This window comes from Microbacterium luteolum, from assembly GCF_039533965.1.
GTDB lineage: Bacteria > Actinomycetota > Actinomycetes > Actinomycetales > Microbacteriaceae > Microbacterium > Microbacterium luteolum.
This window is the reverse complement of record NZ_BAAAUN010000001.1, coordinates 1,212,986-1,238,166: the sequence shown is the minus strand read 5'-3', so window position 1 is coordinate 1,238,166 and position 25,181 is coordinate 1,212,986. Positions and strand designations below refer to the sequence as shown.

22 protein-coding genes are annotated in these 25,181 nt (G+C 69.6%); 12 read left to right on the top strand and 10 right to left on the bottom strand.

Annotated elements, in window-relative coordinates; all coding sequences use genetic code 11:
• Positions 1 to 2: 2 nt before the first annotated feature.
• The 6 genes from ABD648_RS06075 to ABD648_RS06050 are packed head-to-tail and all read right to left on the bottom strand — an operon-like array spanning position 3 to position 6,107.
• On the bottom strand, positions 3 to 1,181 hold the full coding sequence (locus ABD648_RS06075; RefSeq protein ID WP_282214077.1) for a multidrug effflux MFS transporter: 1,179 nt from the start codon (positions 1,179 to 1,181) through the stop codon (positions 3 to 5).
• 35 nt (positions 1,182 to 1,216) lie between these two features.
• On the bottom strand, positions 1,217 to 2,200 hold the full coding sequence (locus ABD648_RS06070; protein ID WP_282214076.1) for an alpha/beta hydrolase: 984 nt from the start codon (positions 2,198 to 2,200) through the stop codon (positions 1,217 to 1,219).
• Positions 2,197 to 3,195 (bottom strand): alpha/beta hydrolase, encoded by a 999-nt coding sequence (locus ABD648_RS06065; protein ID WP_282214075.1) that lies wholly within the window; start codon positions 3,193 to 3,195, stop codon positions 2,197 to 2,199. The genes ABD648_RS06070 and ABD648_RS06065 overlap by 4 nt, the downstream gene beginning before the upstream one ends.
• 49 nt (positions 3,196 to 3,244) lie before the next feature.
• Positions 3,245 to 4,213, bottom strand: a complete 969-nt coding sequence (locus ABD648_RS06060) for an aldo/keto reductase (RefSeq protein ID WP_282214074.1) — start codon at positions 4,211 to 4,213, stop codon at positions 3,245 to 3,247.
• An 11-nt stretch (positions 4,214 to 4,224) separates the two neighbouring features.
• Positions 4,225 to 5,325, bottom strand: coding sequence for a zinc-binding dehydrogenase (locus ABD648_RS06055; protein ID WP_282214073.1), 1,101 nt, complete (start codon positions 5,323 to 5,325; stop codon positions 4,225 to 4,227).
• Between the two features lie 47 nt (positions 5,326 to 5,372).
• Positions 5,373 to 6,107 carry an SDR family NAD(P)-dependent oxidoreductase gene (locus tag ABD648_RS06050; RefSeq protein ID WP_282214072.1) on the bottom strand — a complete coding sequence of 245 codons (735 nt, stop codon included), beginning with the start codon at positions 6,105 to 6,107 and terminating at the stop codon, positions 5,373 to 5,375.
• Between the two features lie 212 nt (positions 6,108 to 6,319).
• Between ABD648_RS06050 and ABD648_RS06045 the strand changes: the two genes are divergently transcribed.
• Positions 6,320 to 7,282 carry an aldo/keto reductase gene (locus tag ABD648_RS06045; RefSeq protein WP_282214071.1) on the top strand — a complete coding sequence of 321 codons (963 nt, stop codon included), beginning with the start codon at positions 6,320 to 6,322 and terminating at the stop codon, positions 7,280 to 7,282.
• Between the two features lie 51 nt (positions 7,283 to 7,333).
• Here the strand turns inward: ABD648_RS06045 and ABD648_RS06040 are convergent, their stop codons facing one another.
• Entirely contained in the window at positions 7,334 to 7,657 is a 324-nt protein-coding gene (locus ABD648_RS06040) for a DMT family transporter (RefSeq protein WP_282214070.1), read from the bottom strand.
• Complete coding sequence (locus tag ABD648_RS06035; protein WP_282214069.1) at positions 7,654 to 8,022, bottom strand: DMT family transporter; 369 nt, start codon at positions 8,020 to 8,022, stop codon at positions 7,654 to 7,656. Before ABD648_RS06035 ends, ABD648_RS06040 begins: the two co-directional genes overlap by 4 nt.
• A gap of 311 nt (positions 8,023 to 8,333) precedes the next feature.
• On the opposite strand from ABD648_RS06035, the gene ABD648_RS06030 reads away from it, so the two are divergent.
• The 8 genes from ABD648_RS06030 to ABD648_RS05995 all read left to right on the top strand — a co-directional run bounded on the left by ABD648_RS06030 (position 8,334) and on the right by ABD648_RS05995 (position 17,494).
• A complete protein-coding gene (locus tag ABD648_RS06030; protein WP_282214068.1) occupies positions 8,334 to 9,674 on the top strand; it encodes an HNH endonuclease signature motif containing protein in 1,341 nt (446 codons plus the stop codon).
• 212 nt (positions 9,675 to 9,886) lie between these two features.
• Positions 9,887 to 11,416 (top strand): ABC transporter substrate-binding protein, encoded by a 1,530-nt coding sequence (locus ABD648_RS06025; RefSeq protein WP_282214067.1) that lies wholly within the window; start codon positions 9,887 to 9,889, stop codon positions 11,414 to 11,416.
• Between the two features lie 67 nt (positions 11,417 to 11,483).
• Positions 11,484 to 12,425 (top strand): ABC transporter permease, encoded by a 942-nt coding sequence (locus ABD648_RS06020; RefSeq protein WP_282214066.1) that lies wholly within the window; start codon positions 11,484 to 11,486, stop codon positions 12,423 to 12,425.
• Positions 12,422 to 14,224: a dipeptide/oligopeptide/nickel ABC transporter permease/ATP-binding protein gene (locus ABD648_RS06015; protein ID WP_282214065.1), complete on the top strand. Its 1,803-nt coding sequence runs from the start codon at positions 12,422 to 12,424 to the stop codon at positions 14,222 to 14,224. Before ABD648_RS06020 ends, ABD648_RS06015 begins: the two co-directional genes overlap by 4 nt.
• A complete protein-coding gene (locus ABD648_RS06010; protein WP_282214064.1) occupies positions 14,221 to 15,054 on the top strand; it encodes an ATP-binding cassette domain-containing protein in 834 nt (277 codons plus the stop codon). Before ABD648_RS06015 ends, ABD648_RS06010 begins: the two co-directional genes overlap by 4 nt.
• A gap of 47 nt (positions 15,055 to 15,101) precedes the next feature.
• A complete protein-coding gene (locus ABD648_RS06005) occupies positions 15,102 to 15,689 on the top strand; it encodes a TetR/AcrR family transcriptional regulator (protein WP_282214063.1) in 588 nt (195 codons plus the stop codon).
• A gap of 34 nt (positions 15,690 to 15,723) precedes the next feature.
• Positions 15,724 to 16,422 carry an alpha/beta fold hydrolase gene (locus ABD648_RS06000; RefSeq protein ID WP_282214062.1) on the top strand — a complete coding sequence of 233 codons (699 nt, stop codon included), beginning with the start codon at positions 15,724 to 15,726 and terminating at the stop codon, positions 16,420 to 16,422.
• 82 nt (positions 16,423 to 16,504) lie between these two features.
• Complete coding sequence (locus ABD648_RS05995) at positions 16,505 to 17,494, top strand: methyltransferase family protein (RefSeq protein WP_282214061.1); 990 nt, start codon at positions 16,505 to 16,507, stop codon at positions 17,492 to 17,494.
• Positions 17,495 to 17,624: 130 nt separating this feature from the next.
• Here the strand turns inward: ABD648_RS05995 and ABD648_RS05990 are convergent, their stop codons facing one another.
• Positions 17,625 to 18,968 carry an amidohydrolase gene (locus tag ABD648_RS05990; protein WP_282214060.1) on the bottom strand — a complete coding sequence of 448 codons (1,344 nt, stop codon included), beginning with the start codon at positions 18,966 to 18,968 and terminating at the stop codon, positions 17,625 to 17,627.
• A 161-nt stretch (positions 18,969 to 19,129) separates the two neighbouring features.
• On the opposite strand from ABD648_RS05990, the gene ABD648_RS05985 reads away from it, so the two are divergent.
• Both ABD648_RS05985 and ABD648_RS05980 read left to right on the top strand, forming a co-directional pair.
• Positions 19,130 to 20,578, top strand: a complete 1,449-nt coding sequence (locus ABD648_RS05985; RefSeq protein WP_282214059.1) for a glyceraldehyde-3-phosphate dehydrogenase — start codon at positions 19,130 to 19,132, stop codon at positions 20,576 to 20,578.
• A gap of 44 nt (positions 20,579 to 20,622) precedes the next feature.
• A complete protein-coding gene (locus tag ABD648_RS05980) occupies positions 20,623 to 21,669 on the top strand; it encodes a winged helix DNA-binding domain-containing protein (protein WP_282214058.1) in 1,047 nt (348 codons plus the stop codon).
• Between the two features lie 7 nt (positions 21,670 to 21,676).
• Here the strand turns inward: ABD648_RS05980 and ABD648_RS05975 are convergent, their stop codons facing one another.
• Positions 21,677 to 23,119 (bottom strand): XRE family transcriptional regulator, encoded by a 1,443-nt coding sequence (locus ABD648_RS05975; protein WP_282214057.1) that lies wholly within the window; start codon positions 23,117 to 23,119, stop codon positions 21,677 to 21,679.
• A gap of 109 nt (positions 23,120 to 23,228) precedes the next feature.
• On the opposite strand from ABD648_RS05975, the gene ABD648_RS05970 reads away from it, so the two are divergent.
• Entirely contained in the window at positions 23,229 to 25,091 is a 1,863-nt protein-coding gene (locus ABD648_RS05970; RefSeq protein ID WP_282214056.1) for a phosphoenolpyruvate carboxykinase (GTP), read from the top strand.
• Positions 25,092 to 25,181: the final 90 nt, after the last annotated feature.

The window sequence follows — 25,181 nt, the reverse complement described above, 5'->3', positions numbered from 1 at the left end:
GATCAGCTGCGGGCGGCGGGGCGGACGAACGCCCAGGCGGCGATCGCTGCGACCGCCGCAGCGACGGTCATCGTCACGGCCATGGTCACGGCGTTCGTGCCGCCGACTCCTGCGGCGAGAGGCGCGACCACCGGTCCGAACAGGAACGTCGCCATGCCGAGCAGAGCGGATGCCGTGCCCGCCCTGGGGCGATGATGCGCGAGCGCGAGCGTCTGCCCGTTGGGGCCGCCGATCCCCGAGCACAGCATGAAGCCGACGAGCGCCGCGACGACACCGGAGACCCCCGTGCCGCTCAGAGCCAGCACGAGGAAGGTCGTCGTCGCGATCAGGGTCGCGGTGATCCCGCCGAGATAGATGTTCAGCGGACCCCAGCGGCGCACGACGAGGCGGCTCGCCTGACTTCCCGCGATGCTGGCCAGGGCTCCGCCCGCGAAGGCGAGGCTGAATGTCTGCGGCGTCAGGCCGAACTCGTCCTGCAGGACGAACGACGACATCGACAGATAGGTGAAGAAGGCGACGCCGCCACCCGCCGCAGCGATCAGCACCGAGGTGAAGAGTCTGTCGCTCATGACGGCGCCCGCGTGTCCGCGCAGCGCCTGCAGACCGCCGCCGTGACGTTCCCCGACGGGCAGGGTCTCGGGCAGCGCGAAGACGACGACGAGCAGGAGGACGACCCCGACGGCGCCGAGCACCCAGAAGATCCCGCGCCAGTCCATGATGAGGGCGAGCTGGCCGCCGACGACCGGCGCGATGATGGGCGCGGTGCCGGAGACGAGGAACAGCAGCGACAGCATCCGCGAGAGCTCGACGCCGTCGAATTGATCGCGGGCGATCGCCAGGCAGATCACGATCCCGGCCGATCCGGCGAGTCCCTGGAGGAACCGGGCGAGCAGCAGCAGCTCGATGGTCGGGGCCGTCGCACACACCGCGGAGAGCACGGCGAACGCCGCGACTCCGACCATCAGCGGCAGGCGTCGGCCGAAGCGATCGCTCAGCGGGCCCGCGATCAGCTGCCCGAGTCCGAGACCGATCATGCACGCCGACATCGTCGCCTGGCCGAGCGCCTCCGTGGTGCCGAGGGATGCCGCCAGCTGGGGCAGCTGCGGCAGATACAGGTCCATCGACAGCGGCCCGAAGGCCTCCAGCATCCCCAGGACGAGCATCGCGTGCAGCGTGCTCATCCGCGGGTGGTGAGGCTGATCCGGCGCGGGGATGCTCATTCGTCGAGGTGCAGGATGCGGCGCAACCAGCTCTCGCGCGCGGCGTTGGCCGCCTTCGAGACCTCGGCGTCGGGGGAGAACCCGTGGAAGCCGTGATACCCGCCGGCCCAGACGTGCAGTTCGGCCTGCCCGCCGGTCGCCCAGATGCGAGTGGCGTAGTCGACGGCTTCGTCGCGGAACGTCTCTGCGGCGCCGACCTCGATGAACGCCGGGGCGAGACCGGACAGGTCCGTCGCGCGCGCCGGGGCGGTGTACGGCGAGACGGCGTCGCTGAAGCGGTCGGTGCCGGCGATCGCGTCCCAGGCGGTGTCGTTGTTGTTGCGATCCCAGGCGCCGAAGCCGTCGTACTGCCGGGCCGACACGGTCTCGTTGCGATCGTCCAGCATGGGGCAGCCGAGAAGCTGTCCGGCGAGCCGAGGGCCCCCGCGGTCGCGAGAGAGCAGCGCCACGGCGGCCGAGAGTCCGCCGCCGGCGCTCATGCCCGAGGCGATGATCCGGTCAGGGTCGATCGCGAGCTCGTCGGCGTGCGCCGCCATCCACTCCAGCGCGGCGTAGCAGTCCTCGGCCTGGGCGGGGCCCGGATGCTCGGGTGCGAGGCGGTACTCGACGGCCACGCCGACCACTCCGTGGCGTTCGGCGAGGTCGATGAGCTCGCCCGTGCCGAAGAAGCGCGTGCCGAGCACCATCCCTCCGCCGTGGATCGAGAGCACCGCCGGCGCCGGTCCGGACGCGGCATGTGACGGTCGGACGATCGTGATCTCCAGATCGGGCGCGCCCTCGGGCCCGGAGATCACCCGGTCCTCCCAGGAGACGGCCCGCCCCTCGGCCTGCACGGTCATCGGCGGGATGATCGTGGCGAAGTGATCCCGGTTCGCGTGGATCGAGTCGGCGCGCAGGGGGATGATCTCGACGAGGCTCACGAAGGCGTCGAGGCCGGCCACGAGCTCGGGGTCGTAGGGGACGGGCGCGGGAGCGGTCATCGTGCGACGCTCCAGATCCGTCGCAGCCACGAGGCGCGGGCGGCGAGGGCCGCGCGCGAGAGCTCGGCATCCGGCATGTACATGTCGAAGCCGTGCGCGCCGCCGCCCCAGACGTGGAGCTCGGCCTGTCCGCCGGTGGCCCAGATGCGGAGGGCGTACTCGGTGTCCTCGTCGCGGAACATCTCCGCCTCGCCGACCTCGATGTAGGCCGCGGGGAGTCCGGACAGGTCGTCTGCGCGGGCAGGCGCCGCGTAGGCCGGCACGTCTGCGCGGAAGGCGACGTCGTCGCCGAGCACGCACGACCAGGCGAGCAGATTCATCTCGCGCTGCCAGGTGCCGATGCCGTCGTACTGCCGGCTCGAGACGGTGGTGTTGGTGTTGTCGATCATGGGGCAGAGCAGCAGCTGGCCCGCCATGACGGGACCCTGCCGATCGCGGGCCATGAGGGCGACGGCGGCCGTGAGGCCTCCGCCTGCGCTGCCGCCGCCGACGATGATGCGCTCGGGGTCGACGCCGAATTCGGACGCGTGCGCGTGCAGCCACACGAACGCGGCGTAGCAGTCCTCGACGCCGGCGGGGAACGGATGCTCTGGAGCCAGACGGTACTCGACGTTGACGGCGACCACCCGGTGCTCGGCGACGATGTCCACGACCCGACCGGTCTCCCACGAGCGGTGACCGACGATCATGCCGCCGCCGTGGATGTTGAGGAACGCGGGAAGTGTTTCGGTGTCGCTGTCCCGGGGGCGGAAGATCGTGATCTCGATGTCGGGATCGCCCGCAGGACCAGGGATCACGCGGTCCTCCCACTCGATGTCGCGACCGGCGATGACGGCCGTGTTGTCGGGGAACATCGTGTCGGTGCCTTCGCGGGGGAGTGACGCCCGGGTGAGTGCGGGTTGCGGGTTCTTCGCGAGCTCGTCGAGCACGGCCTGCACTTCGGGGTCGAAGGGCACGGGCGTGACGGTCGGGTGGCCGGCGGCGGTGGCGGTCATGGGTCTCTTTCGTTCGTGAGCGGTTCGCTGAGCGTGTCGAAGCGCCGGATCAGGGGCCTTCGGGCGAGACCACGTCGCGGTCCGCCCAGAACGGTTCGACGAGGCTGCGCAGTTCGGCGGCGCCGATGCGGTCGACGAGGGCGGCGGCGTCCAGGTTGGCCCGCAGCTGCTCGACGCTCGAGGCGCCGAACAGGGTCGTGGTCAGAGCCGGGTGGGTCAGCGTGAAGGCGATGCCCAGCTGTGCGGGAGAGACGTCGAGCGATGCCGCCAGCGCGGTGAACGCGGGGACGTCGTCGATGATCCGTTCGCGGATGTCGCCGGGGTCGCGTCCGATCTGGCGATCCCCGTTGATCTTCCCTGCCAGCACACCGCCCTCGAGGCAGTCGGAAGCCTGGAGGGTGAGTCCCTGCTCCCAGAGTCGTGCGAAGGGTTCGCCGTCCGGGATCGAGCGTCGAGAGACGCTGTACTTGAGCTGCGCGATCTGGGGGCCGGGCACGCCTTCGGCGGTCGAGATGTCGATCAGTCGCTGGATGCTGGACGCCGACCAGTTGTTCACACCCCAGGCGCGGATGAGTCCGGCATCCGTCAGCCGCGCCAGATCGAGCACGAGGTCGCGCAGGTCGAGGTCGTCCCGCCGCAGGTCGCCGAGGATCACCAGGTCGGAGTGCTCCACGCCGATGCGCATGAGCGCGTTCTCCAACTGCGGCCGGAAGCCGTCGGCCCCGAACGACTCGAGCCACAGCTTGGACGACAGCAGCCACTCCTCGCGTCGGAGTCCCGCCGCGCGGACCATACCGGCGAAGATGACGTCGGTGAAGACGGGCGGCATGCCCGGCGCGGAATACACGCCGACGTCGAAGAGATCCACACCCCGATCCACGGCCTCGCCCAGCATCGCGACCGCATCGGCGAAGTCCATCCGGTCATAGGTATGCCAGGAACCGAGGGAGAACAGGGAGGTGTGGATGCCGCTGCGGCCGATCTCGCGGCGGGGAAGCGGGGTGGTGGCGGTGGGCATGGTCGTGGTCCTCACAGGCTCGGGTCGATGACGGCCTTGACCTCATCGAGGTGGTGCATGTTCGCGATCTTCGCGGAGGCCTCGGCGAGTCCGACGGGCTCGCTGAAGAGGTCGTCCCAGGGGTACCGGTCGGCGAAGGCGGTGAAGAATTTGATGGCGCGGGCGTAGTCGGAGATGTCGCCGTTGAGGGAGCCGACCACGGTGAGCTCTTTGCCCATGATCGTGCTCAGTGGGAAGCCGTCGCCGGCGGGGCCCGTCGAGCCGACGATCGCGACCGTGCCGCGCTGTGCCGCCATGCCGATCGCGTCGGGTCCGACGCTCGGCGCTCCGGCGAAGTCGAAGACATGGTCGGCACCGTGGCCGCCGGTCAGCTCCATGACCTGCTCGATGACCGGGCCCTCGCGGAAGTCAACGACGGCGTCCGCGCCGAATCGGGCGGCGAGCTCGAGGCGGGCGGCAGGCGCTCCGACGGTGATGACCTGGCCGGCGCCGGCGACCTTGGCGACCGCGGTGGCGAAGATGCCGAGGGCGCCGGAGCCCTGGACGACCACCGTCGACCCGGGGCGGACACGGCCGGCACGCTCGAACGAACGAAGCACCGTCTTGGCCGCGCACCCAGCCATCGACGCCCACGTGTCCTTCACGGATGCCGGGAGCAGCAGCTTCGCGGCGCCAGGGGTCACATAGGCGTATTCCGAGAGCCCGGCCGTCGCGAACGGGTGCACGTCGGCGCGCTGCAGGAAGCCGTAGCCGCGGCGGGAGCAGGCCACGGGTTCCCGCAGCACCACGCAGCCGTGGCATTCGCCGCAGGTCGACTCCGACCAGCCGATGCGGTCGCCGGGGGAGAGGGGGCGGCCCAGCGCATCGTTCGTGTCAGGGCCGGCGGCGACGATCTCGCCGACCATCTCGTGACCGAGCACCATCGGGAGCATGCCGGGGAACGTCATCTTCCCCTCCCAGATCTCGATGTCGGTGCCGCACAGCGTCGTGCAGGCGATGCGCACGAGGGCGGCGCCCGGCTCGATCTCGGCGGGAAGAGGGAGATCCTGCAGGGTCAGCGGTTCGCGGTGCGCGGTGAGCACCGCTGCGCGGGTCGTGGTGGGGAGGGGCATGGCTGTCCTGTCTCGGGGAGTCGCGGCGTCAGGGGGAGGTGGTCGGGTCAGACCAGGAGCTGTCCGCCGTCGACCGCGACGGAGACGCCAGTGATGTGGCTGGCGGCGTCACTCGCGAGGAACAGGACGAGCGGGGTGACCTGGTCGACCTCGGCGATCGCGCCGAGCGGGATGCGCGACTCCCAGGCGGCGCGGGCCTGCGGGTCGTCGGCGAAGGCGGCGGTCAGGGGAGTGAGGACAGGGCCGGGGGCGACGGCGTTCACGCGCACGCCGGAGGCGGCGAGCTCGATCGCGGCCGTGCGCGTCAGGGCGTCGACAGCGGCCTTGGTCGCCTCGTAGTGGCCGAGGCCGGGTGTGGGCTGCCGCGCGCCGATCGAGGAGATGTTCACGATGCTGCCGCGACCGGCCTCGGCGAGAAGGGCCCCGAAGACCCGCAGCATGAGGAACGTGCCGCGCACGTTGACGCGGAGCGCGGCGTCGACCACGTCGACCGGCACCTCCAGCAGGGTGCCGCCACCGGCGACGATCCCGGCGTTGTTCACGAGCACGTCGAGTCCGCCGTCTGCGGCGATCAGCTCGGCGGCGGCGAGGACGGATGCCTCATCGCCGATGTCGAGGGTGAGGGCGGTCGCGCCGATCGCGGCCGCAGCTTCGGCCGCGGCATCCGCGTTCACGTCTCCGATGAAGACCGTGGCGCCCTCGGCGCGGTAGGCGGCGGCGATACCGCGACCGAGCCCGGAGGCGCCTCCGGTGACCAGGATGCGGCGGGGGGATGCAGACATGTTCGTCCTCACTGACGGTGTTGCGACGGGGTGTCTCCGTTATATTCTACAAACATAGAAAAACACAACCCCGTTCGTCGAGCGAGCGCAGCGAGACGCTCTCTCGTTCGTTGAGCGAGCGGAGCGAGACGAAACGCGCGTGCTCTCTCGTTCGTTGAGCGAGCGGAGCGAGACGAAACGCCCATCCGTCGATAAACCCCAGAGGAGCCGTCATGCCCGATCAGACATATGCCCGGAGGTCGCTGCACCCGGGCGGCGCACCGGTGCCGCCGCTCGCGCTCGGGTCGTGGAACACCTGGGACCGGATGTCGCAGGACGACGCGGTCTCGCTGATCCGTCGCGCCGTCGAGCTCGATGCCGGATTCTTCGACGTCGCGTACTACAACATGGGTCCGCACGCCGAGAACTCGAAGACGGACATCCTCTTCGGGGAGGCGCTCCGGAGGAGCGGAGTGGACCGCTCCGAGATCGTCCTGTGCGGCAAGCTCTGGCTGTGGGACTGGCCGAACCAGGGATTCCGGGCGCAGATCGTCGAGTCCCTCGATCGTGCCGGCCTGGATCGATTCGACACGCTCGTGGTGGGCGACTACATCGACGCGCCCGACATGCCGCGCCTGGTCGCCGACGTGAGCGAACTGATCGGGGAGGGGCTGCTCGACTCCTGGGGCATCAACAACTGGCGGATCGAGCACACGCGGGATGCCTTGGCCGAGGCTGCGACCCAGGGGGTCGCGGGTCCCGTGTTCGCGCAGCTGAAGTACGGCATCGCTCGGCGCTCGATGGCGGAGGGGCAGGCGTACGGACCGCTGTTCGCGGACGGCACGCTGACCCTGCAGGCGTCCGATGTGTTCGAGGGCGGCATCCTCGCCACCGGTCGCGCGCCGCAGCGGAAGATCGGCGCCGATGTCGGCGGCATCCGCGAGCAGATCGCGGCGATCTACCCGGAGATCGAGCGCGTCGCGGGGGAATTCGGCGTCTCTCCCGCCGCGCTCGGCATCGCCTTCTGCCTGTCCAATCCGGCGACGGCGAACGTCCTCTTCGGTGCCTCCCGCCTCGATCAGCTGGAGCAGAATCACGCCGCGCTGGCGCTGGCTCGCGACCACGGTGCGGAGGTGCGAGCCGCGCTCGCCGATTGCGGGGTCGACCGGGATGTGAGGGCCGACGGGGCGTGGTGACCCCGCGGCGGGCGCCGTGCGCGTCAGTGGGCGTGCGTCAGCGGGCGTGCGTCAGTGCGCGCCGCCGAATTCGATGAGAGCCACTCCGACCGCGATCAGGGCGACGCCGATCGCCATCATGGCGGAGAAGTGGTCCTTGAAGATCACTCGACCGAGCACGGCGGTGAGGGCCACGCCGGCGGCGGCCCAGATGCCGTAGGCCACGCCGACCGGCATCCCCATCGCGAGGATCGTGCCGAGCAGGGTGAATGCGGCGAGGTAGCCCACGACGATCACGGGGATCCAGCGTTTGCGGCGAAGCCCCTCGGAAGCGCGCAGGCTCAACGTCGCGGTGACCTCGCTCGCGATCGCGAGGGCCAGCAGCAGCCAGGTCACGAGGTGGCCTTCGCCGGCTCGCGCTTGTGAGAGCCGAGCTCGACCAGCAGCACGCCCATCACGATCACGCCGACACCGATGATCTGCACGGGCCCGAGGAGCTCGCCGAACAGAACGGTCCCGAGCACGGCCGTGAGCACCACGCCGATCGCCGACCAGATGCCGTACGCGACACCCACCGGCATGCCGCGATCGAGGACGATCGACAGCAGCCAGAGAGAGCCGCTGTAGCCGATTGCCACGACGATGAGCCAGAGCGGATGCGTGAAGCCCTCGGCTGCACGCAGCGCGAGAGTCGCCGACACCTCGAGCGCGATGGCGACCAGCAGCGGGGGCCAGGCCGAACGGCGGGGCGGAGTGGTCATCGTGCGCCTTCCTCGGGGTGTCCGAAGGGGACAACGTGGGCGGGTCTCGCGGGATTCCCGCAAGCCGGGCGATGTCTGCTGCGGAAGGCGAGGGGCCTCGATTGCTGACGTCGGCTGCGGTTGGCCGTGCGGCTTCCGCTGTCACGCGTCTGTGAGCGACGTCGGCCGCGAACGGTCCGTCGCGAGGCTCTACTCGGAGGGATTGAGTCCGTGTTTGGGTTGACGATCCGTGCTTTCACGATATGCCGATAGGCCGGTATGGGATCGAACAAAGCTTCGAAAGTCGGGTGGACGCGCGGTAAACTGGGGGTATGTCGAAGCTCACTGGATTGTTGGAGGCGGTCACCCGTCTCGATGCGGTGTGGGCGAGCGCGGATGACGCGACGGGGTTGACGCGGGAGCAGTTGATCGCGGTGGAGGCGACGATCGGGGTGGTGCAGCGTCAACTGGATGCCGCGCATGTCGATGTGGCCGCACGGATCTCTCACGAGTCGCGGGCCGAGCTCGGATCGGGGAGCCTGGCGAAAGAGCACGGGTTCCGGTCGGCGGCGAAGTTGATCGCCGCGACCACGGGGGTGTCGTCGGGGGATGCGTCCCGGTTGGTGAAAGTGGGGGAGGCGACCGCTCCCCGCACGGATCTACTCGGTGGGAGGTTGCCGGCCCGGTATGAAGTGCTGCGGGCGGCGTTGGCTACCGGGGTGATCGGAGTACCGGCCGAAGCGCTGATCGTCGCCCTGCTGGACCGGTGCCGGGTGGTGGCGGGAGTGGAACGCATTGCCGAGGCGGAGGCGCTGCTCACCGAACGTGCGGTCGGGTTGGGGCTGGATGAGTTGCGGAGGCTGATCACGCGGGCGGAGGCCTGGTTGGACCCGGACGGGGTGGAGCCGAAGGAGGAGGAGAAGCGGGCGAAGAGATCGCTGACGATCTTCGAACGCGACGGGATGGTGCACCTGAACGCGGTCCTCGATGCGGAGACCGCGGCACCGGTGGTGACCGCGATCCGCGGATTCGTGTCCGCCGCGTTCGCTGCCCGGAAGGATGCCCCGGATCCGGGGGCGGCGGATGCGGATCGCCGCACGGTGTCGATGATCCAGGCCGATGCTCTCGCGGTGTTCTGCGCGCACGTCCTCGGATGCGAATCCCGGGTGCCGCTCGCCGGAGCGACCATCGTGGTGCGGGTCACTCTCGACAACCTCCAGTCGGGGACCGGGTCGGCGACGATCGACGGACTCGACCAGCCCGTCAGCGCCGGGGCGGCGCGGCGGATGGCCGCCGGGGGCGGGGTGATCCCGTGGGTCATGGGCGGGCGCAGCGAGATCCTCGACTGGGGTCGGGAGAAACGCCTCTTCACCCGCCCGCAACGCCTCGCCCTGGTGGAACGGGACGGCGGGTGCGCGATGTGCGGACTCCCACCGGAGATGACGAAAGCCCACCACATCCGGTGGTGGCAACGCGACCACGGACCCACCGACCTCACCAACGGGGTGCTGCTCTGCGAGACCTGCCACCACCGCATCCACGACAACGGATGGGACATCCACATCGACGGCACCGGGACCACCGCCCGGGTCTGGTTCACCCCACCCCGCTACATCGATCCCGCCCGCACACCGCGCCTGGGTGGGCGGGCGCGATTCGACATCGCCGCCTGAGCGGCACAGCGGTGGCAGGTCTGCGCGCTCGGACAAGCCGTGTGCGCGACCGGGCATGGCGGATGCCGAGACCGGCCAGTCATGCCCTTGCACTCTTTTTCCACGCATGTAGACTAACCAGCACGACACATCGAAGTGGCGTCGGATCCGGCTCTCCGGCCAGCGGCTCTTCGAACCCTTCTTCACCCTCCCTGCATCCGAGAGAAGGAACCATGAAACGAATGCCCCTCGCGCTTGCCGCGGCAGTGGCCGCGACCCTCGCGCTCACCAGCTGCAGCGGCGGAACGTCTCCGTCACCGTCCGACGGCAGCGGTGCCGAAGGACCCGACGCTCTCAACATCGGCAACTTCCTCGACGTCACCTCCTGGGATCCGTCGCTCGCCGACATCGGCTTCGACGGTCCCTACCTCTCCGCGGTCTACGACGCCCTGATCGCACTCGACGCGGACGGAGCGCCCATCCCGTCGCTCGCGACCGAATGGACCGTCGCCGACGACGATCTGAGCATCGACCTCGACATCCGGACCGACGCGGTGTTCAGCGACGGAACCCCGGTCGACGCAGATGCCGTCGTGAAGAGCCTCGAGTATCTCAAGGCCGGCCCGCGATCCGGCGAGGCGTACCTCAACGTCGCCTCGTTCGAGAAGGTCGACGACGACACGATCAGCATCCGGCTCACGCAGCGCGACGACACGATCCTGTACCTGATGGGCCTCGGCCGCAGCTACGTGATGTCGCCGGCGTCCATCGAAGCGGGCACTCTCGGCAAGGAGCCGATCGGCTCCGGCCCGTACGTGCTCGACAGCACCACGAGCATCGCCGGCGCGGAGTACCACTTCACCAAGACCGCTGACTATTGGGATGCCGAGACGTACCCGTTCTCCGAGCTGTCGATCTTCCCGATCACCGACGCCACCGCCCGTCACAACGCGATGCTCAGCGGCCAGATCAACGTCCAGTACGGGGATGTGGCGAATCTCGAGCAGGCGGAGCAGCAGGGGTGGAACGTCGCCCAGCGCGTGTCCGGCTGGGCGGGCCTCGTGATCACGGACCACACCGGTGCCAAGAGCGAGCCCCTCGGCAAGCTCGAGGTGCGCCAGGCCCTCAACTACGCCTTCGATGGCGCCGCGGTCCTCGCCGCCGTCGGCAGCGGTGCGGGAGTCTCCACCAACCAGGTCTTCCCCGACGGCGGTGACATCAACGATCCGGCGCTGAACGAGACCTATGCGTACAACATGGACAAGGCCAAGGAGCTGCTGGCAGACGCCGGCTACCCCGACGGCTTCGCGATCTCGATGCCCATGTCGCCGATCTTCGAGATGTGGAAGCCATCCGCCGAGCAGGCGCTCAAGGAGCTCGGGGTCACGGTGACCTGGGACAACATGCAGATGCCGGACTACCAGCTGAACGCGCCGAACTATCCGATGTTCATCTCCTTCCTCGCGATGGACGGGAACGACGTCGCGACGGTGGCTCGGCAGGTCACCAGCGTGCAGTGGTTCAACCCCGAGCCCGACTACGCCAAGAACGACGTCATCGCTCCGCTCGTCGAGAAGGTGCAGACCGAACGCGGCGACGCGCAGACCGCGGCCATCGAAGAGCTGAACAAGGCCCTCGTCGATCAGGCGTGGTGGTCGGTCTGGTATCAGGCGAACAACACCTACTACATGGCGACCGGCATCCAGCTGCAGCCGGTCGTGGGGATGATGTTCCCGACACTGCGCTACATCTCCCAGGGCTGAAACCCACCGGGGCGGTCGGCGACACCGACCGCCCCGGCATCCTTCCCCTCCGACCCGAGAGGTCCCCATGCTCCTGTTCACGGCGAAGCGAGTGCTGTCCGGTCTGGTTCTGCTCATCGCGGTCTCGATCGGCACCTTCTTCCTCGCCCACCTCGCGATCAGCGATCCGACGGCATCGCTCCTCGGCACCACGGCGAGCCCCGCGCAGCAGGCCGCGCTCGCCGAGAAGATCGGGCTCGACCGTCCGCTGCTGGTGCAGTTCTGGGACTGGCTCTCGCAGGCGGCGCAGCTCGATTTCGGCGTCTCCTGGCGCAACTTCCAGCCGGTCTCGGAGCAGCTCGCCGTCAAGGTCCCGGTGACCCTCTCGGTGGTCACGTTCGCGACCCTCATCACCGCGGTGATCGGCGTCGCCTTCGGGATGATCACCGGTCTCCGACCCGGCACCTGGTTCGACAGGGGGATCAAGGGCATCTCCGTCGTGCTCTTCGCCCTCCCCGGCTTCTGGGTGAGCCTCGTGCTGGTGATGTGGCTGGCCGTCCAGCTCAAGTGGTTCCCGGCCGTCGGCTACGTCCCGCCGACGCAGTCCGTCGACGGGTGGCTCCGTTCGATCACGCTGCCCGCCATCTCGCTCGCCCTCGGCGGCATCGTCGCCGTCGCCGAGCAGCTCCGCAACGCAGTGATCGCGCAGAGCCGGCAGGACTGGGTCCGAACCCTCCGCAGTCGCGGCCTGTCGTCCGCCAGGGTCAACCTGCACATCCTGCGCAACGCCTCGCCCGCCGCCCTCACGGTGATCGCCCTGATGTTCGTCGGGCTGCTCTCCGGCGCGATCGTGGTCGAGCAGATCTTCAGCCTCCCGGGTCTCGGGCAGCTCACCAACCAGTCCTCGCAGAACGGCGACATCCCGATGCTGCTCGGCATCACCGTGATCTCGATCGTCTTCGTCGTCCTCATCAACCTCCTGCTCGACCTCGTGCTCGGCTGGATCAACCCGAAGGTGCGCGTCGCATGACCACGACAGACATCCGCGTCGCCTTCGACAGGGCGGCCCAGAAGCGCCGGTCCGGCCTGTTCCGCCGCTTCCTCCGCCACCCCGGGGGCTGGATCCCGCTGGCGATCTTCGCGGCCGTCGTGCTGGTCGGGGTCCTCGCCCCGCTCCTCGCGCCCATGGACCCGAACTTCGTCGACCTCGCCGCAGCGAAGGCCGCGCCGGGCCCCGAACACCTCCTCGGCGGGGACTCGACCGGACGCGACATCCTGTCCCGGCTCATCTACGGCACCCGCACCACGCTGCGGGGAGCTCTCATCACGGTCGTCACCGCGCTCGTGCTCGGCGTGCCGACCGGCGTCGCGGCCGGGTACTTCGGCGGCGTCTTCGACCGCGTCGCGACGTGGATCAGCGATGCGCTGCAGTCGATCCCGGGCATGATCATCCTGCTGGTGGTCGCCGCGGGCAGCCGCAACAACTTCGAGGTGCTCATGGCCACCGTCGGCGTGTTCATGGTGCCCGGCTACTTCCGCATCTCGCGCTCGCAGACGCTCGCGGTGCGGGGCGAGCCCTACATCGACGCCGCCCGCGTCTCGGGACTGTCGGATGCGCGCATCATCTTCCGCCACGTGATCAAGGCCGTCTACCCGCCCGTGATCATCCAGACGGCGCTCACCGCCGGCATCGCGATGGGTATGCAGGCCGGGCTCCAGTTCCTCGGCATCGGCGACTCGAACGTCCCCAGCTGGGGCGCGATGATGCTCGAGGGCTTCCGGCTCATGCTCACCTACCCGCTCATGCTGCTCTGGCCGTCGGCAGCGCTCGGGCTGACCATCGCGGTGCTGGCCATCATGGGGTCGACCCTCGCGGAACTCGTGCAGGTACGCACCCCACGGGCGTCGCGTCGGAAGGCGGATGCCGTCGCCGCTGCGCCATCGACCCCGGCCACGGGCAGCGCCCAGCACGAAGCCGCGCACGCCGCGCTCCGCATCGACAACCTCCGCGTCGCGCACGCGACGCCGAACGGAGAGACCGAGGTCGTGCACGGCGTCACCCTCGACATCGCGCCGGGCGAGGTCGTCGGGATCGTGGGGGAGTCCGGGTCCGGCAAGTCGCAGACCGTGTTCTCTGTACTCGACCTGCTGCCCTCGACAGGACGCGCGACGGCCGACGCGATCTGGGTGGGCGGCAAGGACGTCAGCCGTGCGACCGGGAAGCAGCGCCACGCATTGCTCGGGCGAGAGATCGGGTACGTGCCGCAGGAGCCGATGAGCAACCTCGACCCGTCCTACACGATCGGCCACCAGCTCATCGAGCCGCTCCGGCGAACCCATGGCCTGAGCCGGGCAGAGGCGAAGGAACGCGCGCGAGCCATGCTCGTCCGTGTCGGGCTCACCGATCCGGCCCGCGTCCTGCGCAGCTACCCCCACCAGATCTCCGGTGGCATGGCCCAGCGGGTCCTGATCGCCGGCGCGATCGCGGGAAAGCCCTCGCTGCTCGTGGCCGACGAGCCGACGACCGCGCTCGACGTCACCGTGCAGGCCGAAGTGCTCGAGCTGCTGCGCGAACTGCAGGCGGAGTACGGGATGGCGCTGCTCATCGTGACCCACAACTTCGGCGTCGTGGCCGACATCTGCGATCGCGTCATCGTGATGCGCGACGGCGAGATCGTCGAAGCGGGCCCGGTCGACGACCTCTTCGCCACACCGGCCGCCGACTACACGCGCGCACTCATCTCGGCGTCGCTCGACGATGTCGCCGGCCGCGCCGAACTCGACCGCGCCGTGGGCCCGGCCGTGCAGACAACGGAGGTGACGGCATGACCGCGCTGCTCGAAGTGAACGATCTCGTCGTCGACTACGGCCACGGACGCCGTGCCTTCCGTGCTCTCGACGGCATCTCGCTCGATATCGCGCCGGGGGAATGCCTGGGGCTCGTCGGCGAGTCCGGATCGGGGAAGTCGACCCTCGGCAAGGCCATCCTGGGACTCGCGCCGGTCACCAGCGGCAGCATCCGGTTCGAAGGGCAGGAGATCAGCGGTCTCGGACGCCGGGCCCGGCGTCGACTCGCCGATGACGTGCAGGTGGTCTTCCAGGACCCGTACGGATCGTTGAATCCGGCGATGACCATCGGCGACATCCTCGCCGAGCCCCTCCTCACCACCGGCATCGGGGCGACGGCGGCCGAGTCGAAGGTGCGGGAGATGCTCGACCGTGTGCGGCTGCCCGAATCGGTCATGGACCGCTACCCGAGCGAATTCTCCGGCGGACAGCGCCAGCGGATCGCGATCGCCCGGGCGCTGGTGCGCGGTCCGCGCCTCATCGTGTGCGACGAGCCGGTGAGCGCTCTCGACCTCACGACGCAGGCGACGATCCTCGACCTGTTCATCGAGCTGCAGCGAGACACCGGCGTCGCGTATCTCTTCGTGTCCCATGACCTCGGCGTGGTGCGCCGGGTCTGCCACCGGGTCGCGGTGATGTACCGAGGCGAGATCGTGGAGATCGGCGACGGCGAGCAGGTGACGCGGTCGCCGCAGCATCCGTACTCCGAGCGGCTGCGCCTGGCCTCGCCGGTCGCCGACCCCGTCGCTCAGCGCGAACGACGTGCCGGGTGGCTCGCTCTCCGGGAGGTGCGCGATGCGGCGGTACGGTAGCTCCAGGCCGGATCATCGCGTCGTCCACGACCGGCCGGAAGGACTCCATGCCGAAGATCATCGATCACGACCAGCGTCGACGGGACATCGTCGAGGTGGCGAAGAGCATCATCCTCAAGGGTGGCTTCGAAGCGGCGACGATGCGCAGCATCGCCGCCGAGGCGGGCTTCGCCAACGGAGCGTTGAAGCACTACTTCCCCGGCAAGGAGAGCATCGTCGCCGCGACCTTCGAGACGATCCTGCAGCAGATGTCGGAGGGCGTTCAGGCCGCAGGCGAGGAGCCGACGACGGCGGATGCCGCGCTGCGGGGATTCCTGGAGGCCACGATCCCGCGCGATCAGGCACAGATCGCCGCGGGGCGGGTGCTCCTCGCCCTGTGGGAGTACGCGATGGCGAACGAGTCGCTCGCGGACCTGTACCGGAGCCACCTCGCTGCCTGGCGGGGGTCACTCATCGAGCGGATGGAAGCCGCGCGCGACGAGGGCGCGATCCGCGACCAGGACTTCGGCGCCCGAGCGAACGAGTACATCTCGGTCGCGGTCGGAGCGACCGTCATCAACCTGATGTACCCGGACGGCGAACGCATCGCCGACTACGAGACCTATATCGACCAGTTCCTGGCGCGACTCCGCTGACGGCGACGCGCCCGATCCGAGAGGACGGCGCGCCGTGACCATCTCCCTGCACGCCGACCGACACCGCGGCTCCGGCCGGCCTGTCGTCTTCCTCCACGGTCTCGCGTCGCGCGGGAAGCAGGATTGGCCGGATGCCGAGTGGGCGGGGGTGTTCGCCGATCGTCCGCGGGTCGTGATCGACCTCCCCGCGCATGGCCGAAGTCCTGCGACAGGGACCGCGCCCACAACGGCGGTGATCGATGCACTGGCGCTCGCGGTCGGGGAGGAGGAGATCGACCTCGTCGGCTACTCGCTCGGGGCACGTCTCGCCTGGGATCTGGCGCAGCATCCGTCCGTGCACGTGCGACGTCTCGTGCTCGGCGGGCTCAGTGCCGCGGAGCCGTTCGGTCATCTCGACCTCGCAGCGGCGAGGGCAGCGATCGGCGGCGGACCCGCCCCGCTGGACCCGCTGACGGCGATGATCGTGAACATGGTGTCGTCGCCCGGCGCCCGGTCGGCGCAGCTGCTCGATCTGATCGAGGGACTGGCCGCAGAGCCGTTCGCGCCCGAGGCGCGCGGCCCGCAGATGCCGGTGCTCCTGGTCGGAGGCGTGCACGACACGATGTCCGACGGCATCGCCGCGCTCGCCGCCCTGCTGCCGGACGCGCGAGCGTTGCGGGTCCCCGGCGACCACGTCACGGCTCTGCACACCGCCGAGTTCCGCACCGCCGTGCAGAGCTTCCTGACGGCCTAGCGCCGACGCTCCATCTCACAGACGCAGACACAGACGCAGACACTCGCAGCACAACTGCGGATCACCCAGGAAAGGCAGAACCATGACGACCACCTCCACCCCCGATGCCGCGCGCATCCTCGACATCGCGACCGGCTACATGGCTTCGAAGCAGCTCTTCGAAGCCAGCCGCATCGGGCTCTTCGCCGCGATCGCCGACGGCGCCGACACCGTCGAGGAGATCGCCGTGCGCAGCGGTGTGAGTGAGCGCATCGCCCGCATCCTCGCCGACGCGATGGCGGCGAAAGGCCTGCTCGTGCGCACCGATGCGCGCTACACCGTGGCTGACGACGCCGCGGCGTACCTCACCGGTGCCGATGCGCAGGTCGACCTCGCTCCCTTCCTCACCTTCCTCGGCGAGATCAGCTATCCGCACTGGCTGCAGTTCGGCCACACGGTCGACACCACGGAACCCGGTGATCTGCAGATGGACGACGCGCGCTGGGCGACGTTCATGGCCGGCGTCATGACGTACAACCGTCTCCATGCGCAGGAATTCGGGCGACACCTCGACCTGGCCGGCGCCACCCGAGCGCTCGACTTCGGTGGACTCTCTGCCGAGTTCGCCCTCTCGGTGATGGCGAAGAACCCCGGGCTGCACACCACGTTCGTCTACGCCCCGGGGTTCGAAGACGGGATCGCCGAAGCGGTAGAGGCCGCAGGCGTCACCGATCGTACGGCCGTCGAGGTCGGCGACACCGCCACGGCGACGCCGCAGGGCGAGTACGACCTGGTCTATGCGAACCACGTGATCCACCGCTTCAGCGCGGAGGAGAACGCCCAGATCTTCCGCAATCTTCGGGCGGCCGCGGTGGACGGCGCGACTCTGACGGTGCTCGACTTCTTCCTCGATGACGACGTCGACCAGCGCGGCCTCGACGCCCTGCACGCGGGGGAGTACCTCGTGATCGACGGCACCATCGTGTATCCCGAGGCGCAGGTGCGCGGATGGCTGAACGATGCCGGGTGGAAGGTACGCGACAAGGTCGCGCTCCCCGGCAGCCCGCGGGTGCTGCTGGCCACCGCGGTATGAGCTCTGCCCCGGCGCCCGCTCATGCGGCGCCGGGGCAGGGACTGGTCCGAGGGGGATCAGAGGCGGGCGGCATGCGTGAACATGCCGCCCGCCGTTGCCGTCCCTCGAACGTGCTCAGTCCCGAACCTGCTCAGTCCCGCACGAAGACCGTCCGGCCGTCGACGATCGTGCGCGCGACTTCGGCGGAGGAGAACGCGCGACCCGGCTCGAGCGGGTCCTCGTCGAGGATCGTGAGGTCCGCGACCTTGCCGGTCTCGAGAGAGCCCTTCCACGTCAGAGCGCCGTCCTGACGCGCCGCTTCCACGGTCATGGTCCGCAGCAGCGCGCGACGCGTGCGGGCATCGTCCGGAGTTCCGGCCGCGGCGAGCAGGTCGAGTGAGGCATCGAGGCCTCGCCGCCAATCCGGCGTGGCGATCGGGGCGTCGCTCGTGATCGTGGTCAGCACGCCGGAGGCGAGCATCTCCGCCAGTGGCCAGGCGGTGGCGAGCCGCTCCGCGCCGAGCTGAGCGCGGGCCCAGTTATGCGTGTGCGCGGCGATCAGCGGCTGCACGGCGAACCCCGCCCCCAGCCGCCGCATGCGCTCGATCTGCTCGACGGTCGCGAGGTCGCCGTGCACCACGTAGTGCGGCGCGGGGGGTGCCGGGTGCCCGCTGGGCCGCTCGAGCACCCGTACGAACTCCGTGATCGAACGGTCGCCCGTGGCATGCACCGCGATCTGCAGTCCGAGCGATGCCGCGAGTTCCAGCATCCGTTGGAAGGCGGAGAGCGGGTCGTGGCCGCCACGCGTGAGCAGGCCGCCGGTCGTGCCGTCCGTGTACGGCTCGTCGACCCACGCCGTCGCCATGGGCGGGATGCCGTCGGCGAAGATCTTCACGCCGGTGATCGCCAACCAGCCAGGGTCGGTTGCCGGAACGGGTGTGCGGATGCCGCGCTCGAAGTCGTCGAGCCTGCTCTCGCCGTCGATGGTGCCGAACAGGCGGAGCATCGTCACCCGGGAGGTCTGTGCCCCGGCGCGGTGCAGATCGATGTAGGTCGAGAGCATGTCGGTGCCGAAGCATCCGGTCTCGCCGCCGTCTTCGCCTGGTCCGATCCCCGGCTCCGTGTAACTGGTGATCCCGAGTTCGGCGAGCAGGCGCCACGCCTGCTGCAGCGCGGCGCGGCGTTCGGCGGCCGTCGACACCAGCCGCCCGGACGGCTGCTGCTCCGGCGGGGTGTCGGAGAAGAACAGGTGCGGCCAGCGGGCTCCGAGCCAGGCGGCATGCAGGTGCGCGTCGTTGATGCCGGGGATGGCGGTGCGCCCGTCGAGCTCGATCGTCTCGCGGGCTCCCATCGCTTCGGCATCCGCGTCCGTCGCGACGATCCGTCCGCCGCGCACCGCGACGGCGCTGGCGAGGGCGTCGGCGGAATCGAAGGTGTGCACGCGTCCGCCGCGGATGATCAGGTCGGCGCCGTCGCCGTAAGAATCTTCACTCATTATTCCACCAGTGTAGACACAAAAGGGCATCTCCGGGGACGGTCGATGACCCTCGATTCGGATGCCGCCGCCGACCACGCGTACGCTGGTGGCATCCCCCGAATCACCCGGCAACCTCGCGCGCCGGCGATCTCGGCGCGCTCACACATGCAAGGACGCAGATGAACGATTCCGTCGCACCCCACGACGACTGGACGGCGAGAGAAGAGCTGGCCGAGCGGATGATCCCGCTGATCGGCGCACTCAGGCGCGAACACGACGTGGTGACGTCGCTGCACGGCCACCGCCTGCTCGGACTCTCCGCCACGGGACTCGTCGAGGTGCACGAGCGCGTCGCGCAGCTCGGTCACGAGCAGCTGCGTCTCGAAGACAGCCTCGCCGTCCTGCAGGCCATCCATGAGCTGGCTCCCGGCGCCTCGTCCCTCGACGTCGCGCGACTGGTCTCCGGGCATGCCGAGAGCGGTCAATCCCTCGAGACCTACGTCGCGGAAGCGCTCGCCCCCGCCGTCGGCGCGGTGGCCGCAGCGCCCACCGACGTGGTGCTCTACGGCTTCGGACGGATCGGGCGTCTGCTCGCCCGCATCCTCATCGCCCACACCGGCGGCGGCAACGGCCTGCGCCTGCGCGCCATCGTCGTTCGGCGCGGATCCGAGAACGATCTGATCAAGCGCGCGTCCCTGCTGCTGCGCGACTCGGTGCATGGGCGATTCGCCGGTTCGGTGACGGTCGACGAGGAGGCCGAGCAGATCATCGCCAACGGCACGCGCATCCAGGTGATCTACTCCGATGCTCCGGAATCCGTCGACTACACGGCCTACGGCATCCACGACGCGATCGTCGTCGACAACACGGGGCGCTGGCGCGATGAGGCCGGACTCTCGCAGCACCTCGAGGCGAAGGGCGTCGCCCGCGTGCTGCTCACGGCGCCCGGCAAGGGGCCGCTCAAGAACATCGTGCACGGCATCAACGACCATACGATCGATGCCGACGACCGCATCGTGTCGGCCGCGTCGTGCACGACGAACGCGATCACGCCGGTCCTGGCAGCGATCGACGAGGCCTACGGCGTCGTGCGCGGCCACGTCGAGACCGTGCACTCGTTCACGAACGACCAGAACCTGATCGACAACTTCCACAAGGGCGACCGGCGGGGCCGCTCGGCGGTGCTGAACATGGTCATCACCGAGACCGGAGCGGCGAAGGCCGTGGCCAAGGCCCTTCCGCAGCTGGAGGGCAGGCTCACCGGCAGCTCGATCCGGGTGCCCACCCCCGACGTCTCGCTCGCGGTGCTCCACCTCACGACAGAGCGTCCGGTGTCGAAGGAGCAGGTCAACGACTACCTGCGCCGCGTCTCCCTGCACTCCAAGCTGCGGCAGCAGATCGACTACGTCGAGTCGCCCGAGGTCGTGTCGACGGACTTCGTCGGCTCGCACCGCGCCGGCATCGTCGACGGACTGGCGACGGTCGCCGAGGAGAACACCCTGATCCTCTACGTCTGGTACGACAACGAGTTCGGCTACTCGTGCCAGGTGATCCGTGTCCTCGAGGTGATGGCGGGCTCGCACCCCGTCGTGCTTCCGGCGCGTCGAGAGGTGACACTGCACTCCTGATCTCGCAGGTGCGCGACGTCGGCGGCGCCCGGCATGATGGGCTCATGAAGACCGCGACCCTGCTGGCCGAGCGTCTCCGATCGCACCGGCTCACCGCGCCGGCGAAGACGGTGGCGGATGCCGCGCACCATATGCTCGCCGTGCAGAGCCAGGACTTCACCGCCGGGCGCTGGGCGCTCGCCCTGCGCACGCGGGGCGAGCTGCGGATGCGCGACGTGGACCGGGCATTCGATGCCGGCGACATCGTGCGGGCGTGGCCGATGCGGGGCACCCTCCACACGCTGCCGGCGCGCGACCTCGGCTGGGTGCTCTCGGTGACGGCGGCGCGGCAGCGGCAGCAGGCTGCGGGGCGGCACCGTGATCTCGGGATCGACGACGACATGGTCGCCCTCGCCGTGCGCGCGCTCACTCCGGCGCTGCACGACGGCGGACGCACCCGCGCCGAGGTCTTCGAGATCCTCGAGGGCGTCGGCATCGACCCCACCGGCCAGCGGGGCCTCCACCTGCTGTTCGTGCTGACGATCGACGGGCTCATCTGCCAGGGGCCGGTCGTCGCCCGCGACGGTGTGACGCGCGAGCAGCGCTTCGTGCTCGTCGACGACCACATCCGCGAGCACGCGCACCCCGACGATCCGCTGGCCGAGCTGTTCGTCCGGTACATCACCGGCCACGGGCCTGCCGGCGTCGCCGACTTCGCCTGGTGGTCCGGCCTCACGCTCGGCCAGTCCCGCGAGGCGGCGGAGCGTGCCGCGGGCCGCGTGGACGAGGTCGCCGACGGCCTGTTCGCGGCGCCCGAGCGTCCGCGTCGCGCCGCGGGGGCGGCATCCGTCATCGCGCTCGGCGCCTTCGACGAGTACTACCTCTCCTACGCCGACCGCACGACCGTCTGCGCGCCGGAGCACCTGGCGACAGTCGGGCCGGGGAAGAACGGGATGGTGCGTGCCACGCTCGTCGAGCAGGGCCGCGTGATCGGATGCTGGATGCACGCGACCGCCAGCAGAGGAGTGCCGCCGGAGTACTTCACGGCGCCGGCCGATGCCGACGCCGCGATGGCCGCACTCGCCCGCTTCGAGCGCTTCACGGAGAGCTGAGCCCCGGTCACTCGCTGGCGTGCCGACCCAGGAAGTTGTAGACCTCGTTGTCGTCCACGCCGGGGAAAGCACCGCGGGGGAGCGGCGAGAACATGTGCGTGTGCACGCGCGCGCTCGGCCACGCCTTCCCGCTCCAGCGCTCGGCCAGGTCGTTCGACGGCCGGCGGCAGCAGGCCTCGTCCGGGCACGTCGACACGGCCCGGTCCACGCTCTCCCGGCCTCGCCACCAGCGCGCATCGTCGAAGGGCACGCCGACCGTGATGGAGAACTCGCCGTCGCTCGATGAGCCCGTCTGCGTCGAGCACCAGAACGTGCCGGACGGAGTGTCGGTGTACTGGTGGTGCTCGGTCGTGCGGTTCTGCTGGGTGAAAGCGGCCCGCGCCTGGAACTTCCGGCACACGCGCTGTCCTTCGACCGCACCCGTGACATCCATCGGCAGCGGCAGGTCGTCGTTCTCGTAGACACGCGTGATCGCACCGGTCGCATCCACGCGCAGGAAGTGCAGCGGCATCCCGAGGTGCTGCGTGACGAGGTTGGTCATGCGCATCCCGGCAGCCTCGTGCGTCACGCCGAAGGCGTCGCGGAAGTCCTCGACCGCGAGGTTGCGGTCCTTCTTCGCCTGCTGGAGGAACGCGACCGACGCGGTCTCGGGCATCAGGCAGCACGCCGCGAAGTAGTTGATCTCGAGGCGCTGCTGCAGGAAGTCCGCGTAGTCGGTCGGCGGAGTGTGCCCGAGCAGTCGGTGCGCCATGGCCTGCAGCGCCATCGAGCGCAGTCCGTGGCCACCGGGGATCGACGCGGGCGGAAGGTAGATGCGCCCGTTCTCGAGGTCGGTGACCGAACGCGTGGAATGGGGGAGGTCGTTCACGTAGATCAGCTCGAAGCCGAGCTTCTCGGCCATGATGCTCACGGTGCGGTGCGTCAGCGCACCCTGGACATGCCCGGCGGACTTGAGCTGCTTCTCGGCGAGCTTCTCGATCTCGGGCAGGTAGTTGTTCTGCGCGCGCATCCGCAGTCGCAGCTCGGTGTTGCCGCGGCGTGCTTCCTCGGGGGTGGCGATGGCCTCGCGCTCGCGACGCTGCAGCTCGCGGTGCAGGCCGAGGATCGACTCGATCGTCTCGTCGCTCGTGCCCTTCGTGACGCGGATGGGCGCGACGCCGAGCTGCCGGAACACCGGGCTCTCCTGCGCGCGTTCGAGCTCGATCTCGAGCGCCGCGCGTCGGTTCGGCGGCTCGCCGGAGATGAGGTCGGTCACCTGGGTGCTGGTCGCCTGGGCGATCGCCTGGAGCAGCGACAGCTTCGGCTCGCGCTTGCCGTTCTCGATGAGGCTCAGTTGGGAGCCGGCGACGCCGACGAGCGCACCGAGTTCGTCGAGCGTGAACCCGTTCTCCAGTCGGTGATGACGGATGCGGTGACCGAGGGTCGTGAGATGGATGCCAGAGGACGCCATTCCTTGAGTCTAGCGAAAGAATTCGGATTCTTATCGCCCGTTTCGTCCGAAAATACCTCCCGAGTCGGAAGAAGATGGATGCAACGCCCCACACTTCGAAGGAGCAGTCATGGCCATGGCCGAAGTCATCACCCCTCGCACGTCACCCGTCGCCGCAGAGCGCACGTTCGGTGCGGCACCGACGTATGACACTCCCGCGATGGCCGAGCTGGTGGCCTGGGTCGAGGAGATCCGCGCCCTCACCCAGCCCGACTCCGTGCACTGGGTCGACGGCTCGCGGGCCGAGAACGACTGGCTCCTGCGTGGTCTCGTCACCGAGGGCAAGCTCATCAAGCTCAACCCCGAATGGCGTCCCGGCTCCTACCTCGCCCGGTCGCACCCGAGCGACGTCGCCCGCACCGAGGGACGCACGTACATCGCCTCGGAGCGCGAAGAGGATGCCGGCCCCACGAACAACTGGGCCGCCCCCGCCGACATGCACGCCAAGATGAACGAGATCTTCGAGGGCTCGATGCGCGGGCGCACGATGTACGTCGTTCCGTTCTCGATGGGCCCGGTCGGCGGACCGCTCTCCCACATCGGCGTACAGGTCACCGACAGCGCCTACGCGGTGGCCTCCATCGGCATCATGACCCGCGTCGGCGAAGCCGTCACGAGTCGGATCGCCGAGGGCGCGCCTTGGGTGAAGACCGTGCACAGCGTCGGCGCACCGCTCGCCCCCGGTGAGCAGGACGTCGAGTGGCCGTGCAACGACGAGAAGTACATCGTGCACTTCCCCGAGACGCTCGAGGTCTACTCCTTCGGTTCCGGCTACGGCGGCAACGCGATCCTCGCGAAGAAGTGCTTCGCGCTGCGCATCGCCTCGGTGATCGCCCGCGATGAGGGCTGGCTCGCCGAGCACATGCTGCTCATCCGCGTGATCGACCCGCAGGGCAAGGCGTACCACGTCGCCGCGGCGTTCCCCTCCGCGTGCGGCAAGACGAACCTCGCGATGCTGCGCCCGACGATCCCCGGCTGGAAGGTCGAGACGCTCGGCGACGACATCGCCTGGATCCGTCCCGGCGAGGACGGTCGCATGTGGGCGATCAATCCCGAGGCCGGCTTCTTCGGCGTCGCTCCCGGCACCGGCGAGTCGACCAACGTCACCGCGGTCGAGACGCTGTGGGGCAACACGATCTTCACGAACGTCGCGCTCCGCCCGGACGGCGACGTGTGGTGGGAGGGGCTGACCGAGCAGGCACCCGCGAACCTGATCGACTGGGAGGGCAATGACTGGACGCCCGACTCCGATCGCCCGGCGGCGCACCCGAACTCGCGCTTCACGGTGTCTGCGGCGCAGTGCCCGCAGATCTCCGAGGACTGGGAGCAGGCCGTGCCGCTCGACGTCATCCTCTTCGGCGGACGCCGCGCCAGCAACGTCCCGCTCGTGGTCGAGGCGACCGACTGGACCCACGGCGTCTTCCTCGGCTCGAACATCTCGTCCGAGCGCACGGCCGCTGCCGAGGGCAAGGTCGGAGAGCTTCGTCGCGACCCGTTCGCGATGCTGCCGTTCTGCGGATACAACATGGCGGACTACTTCGGTCACTGGCTGAAGGTCGGTCGTGGCCTGCGCTTCGACCGTGCACCGCGCATCTTCCAGGTGAACTGGTTCCGTCGCGGCGACGACGGCCGGTTCCTGTGGCCCGGATTCGGCGACAACTCGCGTGTCGTCGACTGGATCATCCGCCGCATCGCGGGCGACGTGCCCGCCGTCGACAGCCCGATCGGTCGCCTGCCCCGTCCGGAGGACCTCAACCTCGACGGACTCGACATCCCCGCCGCCGACCTCGACGAGCTGTTCTCCGTCGACGCCGAGGCCTGGAAGACCGAGGCCGACCTCACCGAGGCGTTCTACGACACCTTCGGCGACAAGGTCCCCGCGGCCCTGCGCGCCGAGCTCGCCTCGCTCCGCTACCGCCTCGCGAAGGCGTAGCCCCAGACCGGTGCCGACTCGGGGGAGTCGGCACCTCCCCTTCCGGCCTCCGCGGCCGGTCGAACCCGCGAAGGCGGGACGTCAGAGACG

Excerpts from the sequence above, each read along its gene's own strand:
- ABD648_RS06030 (WP_282214068.1), top strand. The coding sequence starts at position 8,334 with ATGTCGAAGCTCACTGGATTGTTGGAGGCGGTCACCCGTCTCGATGCG.
- ABD648_RS06050 (WP_282214072.1), bottom strand. The coding sequence starts at position 6,107 with ATGTCTGCATCCCCCCGCCGCATCCTGGTCACCGGAGGCGCCTCCGGG.
- ABD648_RS06025 (WP_282214067.1), top strand. The coding sequence starts at position 9,887 with ATGAAACGAATGCCCCTCGCGCTTGCCGCGGCAGTGGCCGCGACCCTC.
- ABD648_RS06045 (WP_282214071.1), top strand. The coding sequence starts at position 6,320 with ATGCCCGATCAGACATATGCCCGGAGGTCGCTGCACCCGGGCGGCGCA.
- ABD648_RS05990 (WP_282214060.1), bottom strand. The coding sequence starts at position 18,968 with ATGAGTGAAGATTCTTACGGCGACGGCGCCGACCTGATCATCCGCGGC.
- ABD648_RS06055 (WP_282214073.1), bottom strand. The coding sequence starts at position 5,325 with ATGCCCCTCCCCACCACGACCCGCGCAGCGGTGCTCACCGCGCACCGC.
- ABD648_RS05985 (WP_282214059.1), top strand. The coding sequence starts at position 19,130 with ATGAACGATTCCGTCGCACCCCACGACGACTGGACGGCGAGAGAAGAG.
- ABD648_RS06010 (WP_282214064.1), top strand. The coding sequence starts at position 14,221 with ATGACCGCGCTGCTCGAAGTGAACGATCTCGTCGTCGACTACGGCCAC.
- ABD648_RS06075 (WP_282214077.1), bottom strand. The coding sequence starts at position 1,181 with ATGAGCACGCTGCACGCGATGCTCGTCCTGGGGATGCTGGAGGCCTTC.
- ABD648_RS05980 (WP_282214058.1), top strand. The coding sequence starts at position 20,623 with ATGAAGACCGCGACCCTGCTGGCCGAGCGTCTCCGATCGCACCGGCTC.
- ABD648_RS05970 (WP_282214056.1), top strand. The coding sequence starts at position 23,229 with ATGGCCATGGCCGAAGTCATCACCCCTCGCACGTCACCCGTCGCCGCA.
- ABD648_RS05975 (WP_282214057.1), bottom strand. The coding sequence starts at position 23,119 with ATGGCGTCCTCTGGCATCCATCTCACGACCCTCGGTCACCGCATCCGT.
- ABD648_RS06070 (WP_282214076.1), bottom strand. The coding sequence starts at position 2,200 with ATGACCGCTCCCGCGCCCGTCCCCTACGACCCCGAGCTCGTGGCCGGC.
- ABD648_RS06060 (WP_282214074.1), bottom strand. The coding sequence starts at position 4,213 with ATGCCCACCGCCACCACCCCGCTTCCCCGCCGCGAGATCGGCCGCAGC.
- ABD648_RS06005 (WP_282214063.1), top strand. The coding sequence starts at position 15,102 with ATGCCGAAGATCATCGATCACGACCAGCGTCGACGGGACATCGTCGAG.
- ABD648_RS05995 (WP_282214061.1), top strand. The coding sequence starts at position 16,505 with ATGACGACCACCTCCACCCCCGATGCCGCGCGCATCCTCGACATCGCG.
- ABD648_RS06065 (WP_282214075.1), bottom strand. The coding sequence starts at position 3,195 with ATGACCGCCACCGCCGCCGGCCACCCGACCGTCACGCCCGTGCCCTTC.
- ABD648_RS06015 (WP_282214065.1), top strand. The coding sequence starts at position 12,422 with ATGACCACGACAGACATCCGCGTCGCCTTCGACAGGGCGGCCCAGAAG.
- ABD648_RS06035 (WP_282214069.1), bottom strand. The coding sequence starts at position 8,022 with ATGACCACTCCGCCCCGCCGTTCGGCCTGGCCCCCGCTGCTGGTCGCC.
- ABD648_RS06020 (WP_282214066.1), top strand. The coding sequence starts at position 11,484 with ATGCTCCTGTTCACGGCGAAGCGAGTGCTGTCCGGTCTGGTTCTGCTC.